The sequence below is a fragment of the Pedobacter cryoconitis genome (assembly GCF_001590605.1).
Taxonomy (GTDB): Bacteria; Bacteroidota; Bacteroidia; order Sphingobacteriales; family Sphingobacteriaceae; genus Pedobacter; species Pedobacter cryoconitis_A.
The window spans coordinates 4,128,306-4,141,708 of record NZ_CP014504.1 but is presented as its reverse complement, the minus strand read 5'-3'; the positions used below and the strand labels follow the sequence as shown (position 1 = coordinate 4,141,708).

Genomic DNA, 13,403 nt, shown 5'->3' with positions numbered 1-13,403 from the left:
CAGTAACTTATTTGATAAAAATTCCAAAATTTAGATTTTAATACTAAATTACATACGCCAAATACGAGCTAAAACCATTTAATAATAAAAGCAGGTAGTATGAACGAATTTCAAATTAAAAAGTCAGACGTCGAATATGACGCCATAATAGTTGGGTCCGGTGCGGGTGGAGGTATGGCAGGATATGTGCTGGCCAATGCCGGTCAAAAAGTACTGATGCTTGAAGCAGGTGCTTATTTTGATCCACGTCTGGATGCGCAGCAACTAAAATGGCCATGGGAATCTCCAAGACGTGGTGCAGGAACTGTACGCCCATTTGGAGATTTTGATGCTGCTTATGGAGGTTGGGAACTTGACGGAGAACCTTACACACAAAAGAACAATTCCGAATTTGCCTGGTTCCGTTCAAGGATGCTGGGTGGAAGAACCAATCACTGGGGACGTATCTCTCTGAGAATGGGACCTGAGGATTTTCAGTGTAAAGACGGATTGACAGACAACTGGCCTATTACTTATGAAGAGATCAAACCATTTTACGATAAAGTAGACCGGTTAATCGGAATCTACGGAACTGTAGAAGGTATAGAAAGCGAGCCAGACGGTATTTTCATGGCGCCGCCAAAACCCAGATTAAATGAACTGTTTATTAAAAAAGCAGCTAAAAAGAATGGCGTAACCGTTATTCCGGGCCGCGGGTCAGTATTAACAGAAGCGTTACCAAATAATAAAGATCGTGCACCTTGTTTCTACTGTGGTCAATGCGGCAGAAGCTGTAAAGTTTACGGTGACTTCTCTTCTTCATCCTGCCTGGTTATACCAGCAGTAAAAACAGGGAATCTGACTGTAATCACCAATGCAATGGTACGTGAAGTACTCACAGACAAAGGTGGTCTGGCTACTGGTGTATCTTATGTAGACAAAACTACAATGGAAGAACATCAGGTTAGAGGAAAAATAGTTATCCTTGGAGCCAGTGCATGCGAATCCGCACGATTGTTGCTAAACTCTAAATCTGTCGCTCACCCTAACGGTCTGGCAAATAATAGTAATGTAGTCGGTAAATATCTGCATGACTCAACAGGTGCGAGTTTAAGCGGGTTTCTGCCACAACTCATGGACCGTAAACGTTATAACGAAGATGGAGTAGGTAGTGTTCATATTTATTCTCCATGGTGGCTTGACAATAAAAAACTGGACTTTCCGCGTGGTTACCATATTGAATACGGTGGTGGATTACATATGCCAGGTTACGGCTTTGGTGGTGGTATAGAGAACATGAACGGCGCTGTACCCGCAAGAGACGGCAAAATGAAAGAAGCAGGTGGATATGGTGTCGCTTTAAAAGATGATTACAGACGCTTCTTCGGTACACAAGTAGGTATGGCTGGTCGTGGAACAGCGATAGCCAGAGAATCAAACTACTGTGAAATAGATCCTAAAGTAGTGGACAAATACGGTATCCCTGTATTACGTTTTAACTATAAATGGGCTGTGGAAGAAGTTAAACAAGCCAAACACATGCAAGAAACCTTCCAGGAAATGATGCATACCATGGGTGCTATTGTGACTTCAAAAGTTCATAGCGCTGAAGATAATTATGGACTGGAGGCTCCGGGTAAAATTATCCATGAAGTAGGTACGGTCAGAATGGGAGATGACCCAAAGAAATCTGCTTTAAATAAATGGTGCCAGGCACACGATTGTAAGAATCTGTTTGTTGTGGATGCTGCCCCATTTGTACAACAAGGTGATAAAAATGCAACCTGGACTATTCTGGCGCTATCGATGCGTACAGCAGAATATATCCTGGCAGAAAAGAAAAAATTAAACCTGAGCTAACCAAAATAGACATGAACAGACGTGAATCACTCAAAGCCTTAGGCTTAACGGCTATAAGTTCAGCAGTATTGCTGGAAGCTTGTAAACCAGGAGCGCTTAAAATAGATAAAGCAGCAGATGAAAAAGCTGCTGCTCAACCAGGCAGAGAAGCTTTCGAAGTAGAAAGAGACAATGCTTTAAATGCAGCAAAGTTCTTCAATGCACATGAGATGGCCACTATTGCAATCCTCTCAGATATTATCATTCCGAAGGATGGGAAATCAGGGAGTGCAACAGATGCTAAAGTGCCTGAATTTATTGAATTTATTGTTAAAGATATTCCCAGTCACCAGATACCTATGCGTGGCGGATTAAAATGGCTGGATATCCAATGCCTTAACCGTTTTCAGCAAACCTTCAAAGACGCATCCGAAAAACAGCGTATTGAAATGGTAGAAGATATTGCTTACCCCAAAAAAGTTAAACCTGGAATGCAACAGGGAGCAGCATTTTTCAGTTTGATGAGAGATTTGACGGCCTCTGGATTTTTTACGACAGAAATGGGTGTCAAAGATTTAGGATATGTAGGTAATGTACCCAATAAATGGACTGGAGTGCCTGCCGATGTATTGAAGCAGTACGGAATGGAAAACGTTTAATTCAACCTCATTTTCAGGAGGCTGTTAAATTTCTGAGGATAAATTCAGGAGTGTTAACAGCCTCTTTTTTATTGGAATTTCCTCTCCTGCTACAGTTAAACTTTGTATCTTATCTGATCTAAAAAGAGCTGAATGACCCTGATTATTGTACTGCTTTGTATCCTGTTATTAATTGTAATGGTGTCCGTCATGCGGATCAATGCTTTTCTTTCTTTCCTGATCGTTTCCATCATTGCCGGCATCGCGCTGGGTATTCCGCTAAATAAAATTGCCGGCTCTGTCGAAAAAGGAATAGGTGATGTGCTGGGTTCATTACTTATCATTATTACCGTAGGCGCTATGCTTGGGAAACTGGTTGCCGATAGTGGAGCAGCCCAGCGGATTGCTGCTGTGATCATGAATATCTGCGGAGAAAAATACATTCAATGGGGTGTAGTCGTCACTGGATTTTTAATTGGTATCCCCCTTTTTTACGGAATAGGATTCGTATTAATGATTCCGTTAATCTTTTCCGTAGTCTATAAATATAAACTGCCGGCAATTTATATCGGTCTCCCCATGCTGGCTGCCCTTTCTGTGACCCATGGATTTCTTCCACCACATCCCTCTCCATCTGCTTTAGTGATACAATTCAAAGCAAACATGGGACTTACTTTATTGTACGGTCTGATCGTAGCCATACCCGCAATTGTGATTGGCGGCCCACTTTTTGCCAGAACACTAAAAAATATTCCTTCCACTCCATTAAAAAGCTTTGTTCCTGTTGATAAACCAGAACACGAACTGCCAGGTACTTTCAATAGTTTTTTTACTGCTCTTTTACCGGTTTTATTACTCGTGGTTGCTGCGGTATTATCCTTCTCCGCTAAGCAGGCGCCCGGACTAAACAACCTGATGGGACTTGTCGGAGAATCAAATGTGGTGATGTTGATTGCCTTAATTACCGCAACACTGACGCTTGGTATTTTCCAGGGAAAGAAAATGACCTATATCATGGAGCTCTATGGAGAAGCCATTAAAGATGTGGCCCTTATTCTGCTGATTATTGGTGGCTCTGGCGCATTAAAACAGGTACTGGTAGATAGTGGGGTAAGTGCACAAATTGCAGTAATGTTAAAGGAACTCCACATGCAACCCTTGTTCCTTGGGTGGCTCATCACCGCTGTTATCAGGTTTTGTGTAGGTTCAGCTACGGTAGCTGGCTTAACTACTGCAGGCATTATCTTACCCCTGATGGTTGCAACGAATACAAACCCGAATCTGATGGTACTTGCCGTAGGAGCAGGAAGCCTGATGTTCTCTCACGTAAATGATGCCGGATTCTGGATGTTTAAAGAATATTTCAACCTCAGCCTGAAAAATACGTTTAAATCATGGGCACTGATGGAATCCATAGTTGGAACAGTTGGACTGATCGGGGTACTTTTATTAAATCAAATTATCTAAAAAATATACAATGGAAAACTTAAGTGCAGAAGCGCAATTTGCAAAACTAGGGTTAACGCTGCCACCGGCACCTACACCTCTTGGAGTTTATAAACCATATTTGATTGATGGTAAATACCTTTACTTGTCCGGACACGGGCCTGTTAATGATGATAAAAGCCTGATTATTGGCCGTATCGGTGCTGATCTTACTCAGGAAGAAGGTAAGCTGGCAGCAAGACAAGTTGGGCTGACCATGTTATCCACCATTAAAACGAACCTGGGTACATTGAACCGGGTAAAGAGGGTAATCAAAGTTTTAGGCATGGTCAATTGTACATCAGACTTCGAAAAACATCCCTTTATTATCAACGGCTGCAGTGAATTATTTGCACAAGTATGGGGAGAAGAAAACGGGATAGGTACACGCAGTGCTGTAGGCTTTGGCTCATTGCCTGATAATATTCCGGTAGAAATTGAAGCAATGTTTGAATTACAGGAGTAATATGGCAGCGGACTGGTATTTAATTGATGAAGTGGATCAGCTGGACTCGCCAGCCCTGGTATTTTATCAGGAGAGAATAACTGCAAATATTGAACTATTAAAGCAAAGCATTAGTGACATAAACAGGTTAAGACCACATGTTAAAACCCATAAAACAATAGAGATCACGCAACAATTACTAACAGCCGGAATCACTAAATTTAAATGTGCAACTATTGCTGAGGCAGAGATGCTTGGTCTTTGTCAAACACCGGATGTATTGTTAGCCTATCAACCTGTAGGACCGAAGATAGACCGGTTTATTCAATTGATCAAAACCTATCCGGATACTGTATTCTCCTGTCTGATCGATAATGAATTCTCTCTGAAAGAGATTGGCCATAAGGCAATAGTTTCAGGAGTGAACATACGTGTTTTTCTTGACCTTAACGTTGGGATGAACAGAACTGGTATACGACCAGATGGGCATGCGTTAGCACTTTATGAAGCTGCAACAGCCGAAAAAGGTGTGGAGATCTCAGGGCTTCATGCTTATGATGGTCACATTCATGACGCAGATTACGTATTAAGAGAAAAGCAGGCAGCAATTATATTAGCGCCTATTGATCAATTAACCAAACAGATTGTTGGGAAAGGGATGGCAGAACCGGTCATTATAGCCGGAGGAACACCTACTTTTCCGGTTTATGCGAAGCTGGACTTTATAGAATGCAGTCCGGGGACATTTGTGCTGTGGGATAAAGGATATCAGGATGCTTTTGCAGAACAAGACTATCTGCCTGCAGCCCTGGTCATCACCAGGGTAATTTCGCTGACTTCTGCTACAAAAATTACCGTAGACCTCGGACATAAATCTGTTGCAGCAGAAACCCCATTAAAAAAGAGGGTTCATTTCTTAAATGCACCCACAGCAGAAGCCGTAAGCCAGAGTGAAGAACATCTGTTACTGGAAGCAGGAGCAGACCATGGTTTCCAGATCGGGGATGTCCTGTATGGTTTACCCGTGCATATCTGTCCTACAGTAGCACTTTACGGCAATGCAACGCTCATTAACAATCATAAACTAGCAGGAGAGTGGAAGGTTATTTCACGGGAGAGGAAGATTAATATTTAATTTTTAAGCTGATGTTTACTATAGATGCACACCTGGATTTAAGTATGAATGCGCTGGAATGGAACCGCGATCTGCGTTTACCAATTTCTGCGATCAATGACAGAGAACAAGGGCTCACAGACAAACCCGATCGCGGCAAAGCTGTGGTCTCTTTACCGGAGCTTAGAAAAGGTAAGATAGGTTTGGTCGTTGCTACCCAGATTGCACGTTACGTTGCCCCTGGAAATAATTTACCTGGCTGGCATTCACCAGAACAAGCCTGGGCACAAACCCAGGGACAACTGGCCTGGTATAAGGCCATGGAAGAAGCCGGGGAAATGGTACAAATCAATAACCTGGAGACTCTTGAAAAGCATGTGCAGTTGTGGGAAAATGGGCAGGATGACGAGAAAAAACCTATTGGGTATATTTTAAGTCTGGAAGGAGCAGATTCCATAATCACCATTCAACAGCTGGAACGCGCCCATGCCAACGGTCTTCGCGCAGTTGGCCCGGCACATTATGGTCCCGGAAGATACGCACAAGGTACAGATGCCACAGGCTTTATGGGCCCAAAAGGTCATGAGCTGCTCAAAGAGATGGAACGTTTAAACATCATTCTGGATGCTACCCATTTATGCGATGACAGTTTCTGGGAGGCACTGGATCATTTTAACGGACACGTATGGGCATCTCATAACAATTGCAGAGCTTTAGTAAATCACAACCGTCAATACAGCGATGGACAAATTAAAGCCTTAATTACCCGGGGTGCAGTTATCGGCTTAGCGCTTGATGCCTGGATGATGGTACCAAATTGGGTTCGCGGACAATCAACCCCAAGAGGTATGAACTGTAATCTCGAAGTTATGGTGAATCATTTAGATCATATCTGCCAGATCGCAGGTAATACTTTGCACGTAGGGGTCGGTTCAGATCTGGATGGTGCATTCGGAACAGAACAATGCCCTTATGATGTGGAAAGTATTGCAGATCTGCAGAAGATACCAGCGCTTTTAACAAAAAGAGGGTATACAGCAGAGGATATTAAAAACCTGATGCAGGGAAACTGGCTGCGGTTCCTCAGAAAAGCATGGCATTAAGTGAACCGGGTCAATTATAAACAAGTTATCCACATTTTATGTGGATAACTTGTTAGCGCTGAAATTAACAGCCTAGACTTTGATATAGATTTTACGTCTGTCCAGTATATACCCTACCAGCCAACATGCTAGCATAAAGCTGATTGCAAATAATAAGGAGCCGATAGGCCCTGGTGCAATGACCTGGAAGAAATTAACATTTATCCACGTGCTAAAATGTGATTGTGGGAAGAGTAAGTCGATAATAATCAATAATAAGTCTGAAACGATATAAATGAACAACGGGTTTTTTCCAAAAACCACGAAGAATTTAGTCCATTGAGTAGCTTGTCTCACCTCAATAATATAGAGCAGTACACCAATAATCATCAGGTCAAGTCCGGTGGTTACCAGTACAAATGAACTAGTCCATAATTTTTTGTTGATAGGTAGTACTGAATTCCAGCACACCGCAATGAAGACGAATAAACTTCCAACCAGGAAAAGCTTGGCAATACTTTCATACCCTTTCCCTTTTTCCTGAATAAATTTACCGGCAAAGTATCCGATAATTACATTCACGATAGATGGAATTGTACTTAATATCCCTTCAGGATCAAAGGCAATATGTTGCCCATTCAGATGATCACCATGATACATATGGGAAGTTCCCATCACGAATTTATCGAGGTAATACCCTGCATTCCCTGTCATCGTTAGTTCAGCACCAGGATCACCAAAAACTAATAAACAAACCCAATAGCCTACCAGAAAGAGAACGCTCATCCAGATGACAGTTTTTCCTGACAGGTAATGGATCATTAGCGAAGCAATTCCAAAACATAGCGCTATTCTTTGTAAAACACCCAGAATACGGGTATCTCTGATGTCTGCAAATATGATATGTCCATGGTTATCATGTTTGAAAAACGGGAACCAGTAGATCAGGAAACCAATCAGGAAAATTAGAAAAGTACGTTTAAATATTTTCAGCAGCACCTGGGAATTGTCCATCTGGCTGAATCTTTTCATAGAAAAACTCATCGCATTCCCTACTGCAAAAAGAAACGAAGGGAAAACCAGGTCGGTAGGGGTGAACCCATGCCACGCGGCATGTTCAAGTATGCCAAAAGGTGTTGCGCCTTTTCCGGGAGAATTTACAATGATCATGAAACATAAAGTCATGCCACGGAATACATCCAGGGAAAGAAAACGCTCGGTTAGTGGTTTCATAGGCTTAATAGATTTATTCCTTTTTTTAACAGGAACTTCCTTAAATATAGGGAGTTCCTGAATGAATTTTCTGGCTAATTATATCCAGGATTTTGTGTCAGTATTTTTGTGCCGCCCTGAATACTCAGGTCAATCTGACGTTGAGGTACAGGGTAATACTCATTTCTTCCGGACGTGAATTTTCCCCTTCGTACATCAGAAGTTATCTTGCCCTGGAAAGTGAAATAGGCATTCAGTTCTTTCTCTGCAATACCCCAGCGTACCAGGTCAAAAAAGCGGTGTCCTTCCATCGCCAGTTCTATTTTGCGTTCATAATAAATTGCACTCAGCGCATAAGCCTGACCCTGACTGGCAAAATCGCCGGCAGGATATTCACTTACTTTGTAATTCGCTGCAGGAACATCGGAGAATCCTCCAAGCGGATTAGCATCATCTGTGTACTTATAAACCCAACCCTCTTTATTCGCAGCTCTGGCTCTTACCCTGTTTACATATTGCTGTGCCGTAGCCAGACTTCCTGCCTGTGCTTCACATTCGGCTGCCTGTAACAAAACATCGGCAAAGCGGATGACCAGGTAATTGATAGCTGACCCAGGTGCCCAGGTCGTTTTATCTGCATCAGTTGCTGCAGTTTTTTGCCAGTAAATATTTTTCTTGGGTCCATAAGGCCCGCCGTAACTCTGATCTCTGATCCACGCTGCACCCGGGTAATTTCCCCAGTCCAGATAAGGAATACCACGTCTGCCGGCTGTCCAGTCTATCCTTGGATCTAAAGTTCCCTGGTCAGGTACAAAAGCTGTACCTCCACCAACGCCCATATCGTTTTTAACCGCATAGTCATTGTAATTGGAAAGATAAGGAAGGCCCGTAGTTTCATTAGTCCGGAACCTGTTTACCAAATCAACAGAAGGCTGAAAGAATCCGCAGCACCCAAAAGGACTGCCCCCATAAGGAAAATTCAGCATGTCTCCATTATTGCCACTTGATGGCCCGGACGGATCTGCATTTGCAGCCATCTGTATGGTGAATACTTCTTCCGGATTATTTTCTTTGCCAGGCATAAAATTATCCTCGAATGAAGCATTCAAATCATACTTCTTACCGCTGCTGGTTACTCCTGATGAAATAACTACATCAAATATTGCTTTAGCATCAGCATATTTCTTCTGGTACAAATAAGACTTGGCCAGATAAGCACCTGCCGCCCATTTATTGACTCTGCCTATTTCACCCTGCGTTGCAGGAAGATTTTCATAAGCAAATTTGAAATCACTTGTAATTTTGGCCCATAACTCAGTACTGACCGGCTGATTGAAATCGGTGATAGTTTCATCGATCCAAGGCGCATTGTTCCAGAACTTCTTAATTTCAAAATAAAAGTGAGCTCTTAAAAACCTGGCCTGTCCAGCGATGATTTTTCCTTCTTCTGGTGTGATATCCGTCGCTTTTGCCAGAAACTTTAACACATTATTCGTCCTGGAAACACCTTCATACAGCGCTTTCCATTTGCCGTTATAATAAGTATTGTTTGCATCAGAATAAAAGTTGGCAATAGGGTCAATAGCGGGCTGATCAGAGCCATCACTCCCCTTGGAAGCATCACCACCAGCAATTGATCCAAAAACCCAGTTACTTGGTGAGCCTTGCCAGGCTTCGCCGCCACCTAAACTCTGGTTTTCTCCCTGCATCCCATATAAAGCCGCATATGCGCCAATCAGTAAGGAGTTTACTCCGTTTTTATTCGCTACCAGTTCTTCAGAAACTGAACCTAGCGGAGGTTGTTGTAAAGCCTTTTTACAGGAATAGAATGATTGTCCTGTCAAAACCAGTACAGTCAATAAAATAAATGTAGATTTTTTCATCTTAATATTTTTTAAACCAAAAGGTGATTAAAAGGATAAGTTTAAGCCGACTAAGAAAGTGCGCTGACTAGGATAAGAGCCATCATCAACACCATAAGCTGTCTGCTGTCCGGTTTCACTCGATGTTCCTATTTCCGGATCAACACCAGAATATTTGGTAACCGTAAACAAATTTGCTCCCGACAGGTAAACTCTTAGTTTACTTACACCTATTTTCTGCAATCTTGCTGAATTGAACGAATAACCAATCTGTGCATTTTTTAATCTCAGGTAAGAACCGTTTTCTACGAAGTATGAGTTCGGAACCGCATTGGTACTGAATGAATTCGCTGTTTCCTGAATTGGTGCTTTTGCATTGTGATTTTGTGGAGTCCAGGAATCATATAAAGCTGTTTTGCTTTTAGCACCTCCAAAGGATGGCGTAAAATCTGTCCACCATTTAACCTGATTCCAGATAGAATTGCCCTGAACACCATATAAAAATGCACTAAAGTCCCAGTTTTTATAAGTCAGCCCTAAATTTAACCCATAACTATAAGAAGGATTTGCATTGCCCAGAAAGGTACGGTCTTCTGCAGTAATACGGCCATCACCATTCACATCTGCATATTTAAAACGGCCCACACCTATATCAGTCTGGTATACATCATTGGCATTACCCGTAGTTGCCTGTGCTTTTTTATTCGCCTCATCCACCTCCTGCTGAGAATTCCAGAAGCCATCTGCTTTATAGCCAAAAAACTGACTAATCGGGTGTCCTACTGCGTTACGGATAATATTACTTCCATCAAAACGACGCGCATCTACATCATAATAATCAGAACCGCCAGAGATCTTCTGGATTTCATTGTGGTAAGTCGTGATTGTTGCAGTAGCATTCAATTTGACCGAACTGCTAACCTGGGTATTTCCGGAAACCGAGATGTCAAAACCATTGTTTTTCATTTGTGCTATATTGACAAAAGGTACCTTTGCTGCACCACTTGTAGCGATCATTTCAGGATTGTACAACAAATCCTTGATGTTTTTGCGGTAATAATCAGCGGAGATATCAATATGTCCACCAAATAACGTAGCATCAAAACCAAAGTTTGAATTGATATTTTTCTCCCATTTGGCATTTGGATTACCAGTTTGATTCTGATAGAATCCTGAAACGATGTTGTTTCCTCCCCCAATGGCATAATAAGAGGTACCTACTTTACTTCCGAAAGTTGTGAACGAATTACCGCCACTTACATTCAGCTGATTTCCCATGATGCCATAACCACCTCTGATTTTCAGGTCAGTGATCCATTTTACATTTTTAAGGAAACCTTCCTGAGAAATTCTCCATCCCGCACTTACCGCAGGGAACCAGCCATATACATGCTGAAGAAATTTCGAAGAACCATCGCGGCGTAGCGTTGCACCAATCAGATATTTATCATTATAACTATAATCTACTCTTCCAATCAGGGAGAATAAAGTATTAGCTGTCCGCTCACTCGTTGTTTTCATCGGTCCGCTTCCGGTCGAGAGATTGGTGTAATCCGGATCAAAAGAAAAATATCCCTGGTTAGAACCTGTAGAAACGTGTGTATTTTCTCTGAAAAACTCTGTTCCTGCTACCGCTTTAATCCGGTGTTTATTAAATGTCTTATTAAAAGATAATGTATTGGTCCAGCTATAATTATACCCATCCAAAGCAGATTCTGAATACGAATTGGTTGTTGAGTTTTCTGAATTCTCATACTGCGGATATACAAATGTACGGGTAGCACCTGAATAGTTTTCTCCGCCAAACTGAGATCTTATCGTCAAAAAGTCTGTTAAATCAGCCTCTGCAAAAATATTCCCGAATAGCCTGTTCTGTTGGGATTTATTATCCTTAGTACGTTCCTGCATCGCTACCGGATTATAAGCATCACCCAAGTTACCACCATAAGATCCGGCAAAGTTACCCATGATATCTCTGACAGGAATAATAGGCTGTTCTCTGAAAGCATGACCAATAGCATTGTCACCACTTAAACCTGCAATCTGCGGATTATTGGTAATGGAATACGCCAGGTTTTCACCCACACGGACATGTTTACTCACATTATACTGACTATTAGAACGGATCGTATATCTTTTCAGGTAAGTATTCAGTAAAGTACCCTGCTGATTGAAATAATTGGCAGAGAAAAGGTAACTCCCCTGATCAGATCCTCCTGTAATAGCCACATTCTGACTGGTAATAGATGCAGGTCTGAATATTTCGTGATACCAGTCTGTTCCTTCTTTATTCGCCCTTGAAATCCGATAAAAGTTATTGTATTCGTCAGCAGAAGTGTAAAATGGTTTTAGTTTATAACGGGAAGGATCGGCTCTTGGATCACCTTCTTTAGCACCTGCAGGTAAAATATAATCAGGCAGTACATAGGTTGGGCCGCTTCCGTATAAGGAATCTACAAAATCTGTTGCTCCCGAATTGGTCATCGCCATATGCTTAAGATCTGCCATTTCCTGAGGGTTTAATATATTCCATACATTACCTTCCTTTGGGCGCTGCGTACCATAATAAGCATCATAAGTTACCGTTACTTTACCCTTACCCTTTTTAGTGGTAATAACAATTACACCATTTGCTGCTCTTGACCCATAAATTGAAGCTGATCCGGCATCTTTCAATACCTGCATAGTCTCAATATCGTTCGGGTTCAGATCGGCAATGCTTTGCGTAGGTACACCGTCCACTACATATAGCGGATTATTATTCCCAAAGGTATTCACACCTCTGATCCTTACCTGCGGCTCTTCTCCGGGTTGTCCTGAGCCTAATACCGTTACACCAGATGCCTGACCCTGCAGCAGATTGTTGACCGATGCAGTTGGCTGTTTAATCATTGACCCTACATTCACTACAGATACTGCACTGGTCAGATCTTTCTTTCTTTGCGTGCCATAACCCACCACTACGACTTCTCCTAAAGAAGTAAGTTCTTCAGCAAGCTGTACGTTTAAGGTTGTACGCCCATTTACAGGCATTTCTTTGGCCGTAAAACCAATATAAGAGAAGACTAATATGGCATCCGGCGCGGTTGCAACAATCGCATAGCTTCCATTGGCATCGGTTGTTGTGCCTATTTTAGTTCCTTTGACATTGACACTTACCCCTGGTAATGGTTCCCCTTTATCAGAAGTTACCTTACCCTTTACTGTGAGCTGGTTTTGATTAGTCAGCACACCAGCTGTTAACGCTGAAAAGTCTTTCTCATAAAGCAGAATCTGGTTGTCTTCCACTTTATAATAAATATTCAAAGGATTCAGCGTCTCGTTCAGTATTTGCCCTAAAGGCTTGTTTACCGCAGTTACCGTTACCTTACGCTGCGCTTTGATCATCGTGGAACTGTAGACGAAGTTTACCTTGGTGAGCAGTTGTATTTCGGTCAGTATCTGCTTGATCTGGCCTTGGTTAATATGAATTGAAATTTCCTTATTTAATATTTCCTGCCCCGTCACATTCTTGGCGAAGGACGTGCAGGTAAATAAAATGCCAAGAAAAATTTGTGTCATGGATATCCGCATTGCTGTTTTGATTAAAGCAACAAATCGCTTTTTTTTCATACCTTTAGAAGTTTTTGTTCGTTAATGTGAAAATTTCGTACAGAGATTATTGGCTGGCAATGTTGGGGAACTTTGTCAGCCTCTTTTTTTGAGGAATTTAGTTAGTAGATTTTCAATCGGTCCATAGGCTACTTT

Annotated in this window: 9 protein-coding genes; 6 read left to right on the top strand and 3 right to left on the bottom strand. The window is 42.0% G+C overall.

Annotated elements, in window-relative coordinates:
- The first annotated feature begins 99 nt into the window (after positions 1–99).
- The 6 genes from AY601_RS17180 to AY601_RS17155 all read left to right on the top strand — a co-directional run bounded on the left by AY601_RS17180 (position 100) and on the right by AY601_RS17155 (position 6,603).
- Complete coding sequence (locus AY601_RS17180; protein WP_068403275.1) at positions 100–1,839, top strand: GMC family oxidoreductase; 1,740 nt, start codon at positions 100–102, stop codon at positions 1,837–1,839.
- A gap of 11 nt (positions 1,840–1,850) precedes the next feature.
- A complete protein-coding gene (locus tag AY601_RS17175) occupies positions 1,851–2,477 on the top strand; it encodes a gluconate 2-dehydrogenase subunit 3 family protein (protein ID WP_068403273.1) in 627 nt (208 codons plus the stop codon).
- 132 nt (positions 2,478–2,609) lie between these two features.
- Positions 2,610–3,923, top strand: a complete 1,314-nt coding sequence (locus AY601_RS17170; RefSeq protein WP_068403271.1) for a gluconate:H+ symporter — start codon at positions 2,610–2,612, stop codon at positions 3,921–3,923.
- A gap of 10 nt (positions 3,924–3,933) precedes the next feature.
- A complete protein-coding gene (locus AY601_RS17165; RefSeq protein WP_068403269.1) occupies positions 3,934–4,407 on the top strand; it encodes a RidA family protein in 474 nt (157 codons plus the stop codon).
- A gap of 1 nt (position 4,408) precedes the next feature.
- Positions 4,409–5,521 (top strand): D-TA family PLP-dependent enzyme, encoded by a 1,113-nt coding sequence (locus tag AY601_RS17160; RefSeq protein ID WP_068403267.1) that lies wholly within the window; start codon positions 4,409–4,411, stop codon positions 5,519–5,521.
- Between the two features lie 11 nt (positions 5,522–5,532).
- Positions 5,533–6,603, top strand: a complete 1,071-nt coding sequence (locus AY601_RS17155; RefSeq protein WP_068403265.1) for a dipeptidase — start codon at positions 5,533–5,535, stop codon at positions 6,601–6,603.
- Positions 6,604–6,675: 72 nt separating this feature from the next.
- On the opposite strand, the gene AY601_RS17150 is transcribed toward AY601_RS17155, so the two are convergent.
- The 3 genes from AY601_RS17150 to AY601_RS17140 all read right to left on the bottom strand — a co-directional run bounded on the left by AY601_RS17150 (position 6,676) and on the right by AY601_RS17140 (position 13,268).
- The gene (locus AY601_RS17150; RefSeq protein ID WP_068403263.1) at positions 6,676–7,815 is read right to left on the bottom strand and encodes an acyltransferase family protein; all 1,140 of its coding nucleotides are present in this window, start codon (positions 7,813–7,815) and stop codon (positions 6,676–6,678) included.
- 74 nt (positions 7,816–7,889) lie between these two features.
- Positions 7,890–9,677, bottom strand: coding sequence for a RagB/SusD family nutrient uptake outer membrane protein (locus AY601_RS17145; RefSeq protein ID WP_068403261.1), 1,788 nt, complete (start codon positions 9,675–9,677; stop codon positions 7,890–7,892).
- A 27-nt stretch (positions 9,678–9,704) separates the two neighbouring features.
- Positions 9,705–13,268 (bottom strand): TonB-dependent receptor, encoded by a 3,564-nt coding sequence (locus AY601_RS17140; protein WP_068403259.1) that lies wholly within the window; start codon positions 13,266–13,268, stop codon positions 9,705–9,707.
- Between the last annotated feature and the right edge of the window lie 135 nt (positions 13,269–13,403).

What these genes read in the sequence shown, in the direction of transcription:
- AY601_RS17180 (WP_068403275.1), top strand. Translation starts at nt 100, where the DNA reads ATGAACGAATTTCAAATTAAAAAGTCAGACGTCGAATATGACGCCATA.
- AY601_RS17175 (WP_068403273.1), top strand. Translation starts at nt 1,851, where the DNA reads ATGAACAGACGTGAATCACTCAAAGCCTTAGGCTTAACGGCTATAAGT.
- AY601_RS17170 (WP_068403271.1), top strand. Translation starts at nt 2,610, where the DNA reads ATGACCCTGATTATTGTACTGCTTTGTATCCTGTTATTAATTGTAATG.
- AY601_RS17165 (WP_068403269.1), top strand. Translation starts at nt 3,934, where the DNA reads ATGGAAAACTTAAGTGCAGAAGCGCAATTTGCAAAACTAGGGTTAACG.
- AY601_RS17160 (WP_068403267.1), top strand. Translation starts at nt 4,409, where the DNA reads ATGGCAGCGGACTGGTATTTAATTGATGAAGTGGATCAGCTGGACTCG.
- AY601_RS17155 (WP_068403265.1), top strand. Translation starts at nt 5,533, where the DNA reads ATGTTTACTATAGATGCACACCTGGATTTAAGTATGAATGCGCTGGAA.
- AY601_RS17150 (WP_068403263.1), bottom strand. Translation starts at nt 7,815, where the DNA reads ATGAAACCACTAACCGAGCGTTTTCTTTCCCTGGATGTATTCCGTGGC.
- AY601_RS17145 (WP_068403261.1), bottom strand. Translation starts at nt 9,677, where the DNA reads ATGAAAAAATCTACATTTATTTTATTGACTGTACTGGTTTTGACAGGA.
- AY601_RS17140 (WP_068403259.1), bottom strand. Translation starts at nt 13,268, where the DNA reads ATGAAAAAAAAGCGATTTGTTGCTTTAATCAAAACAGCAATGCGGATA.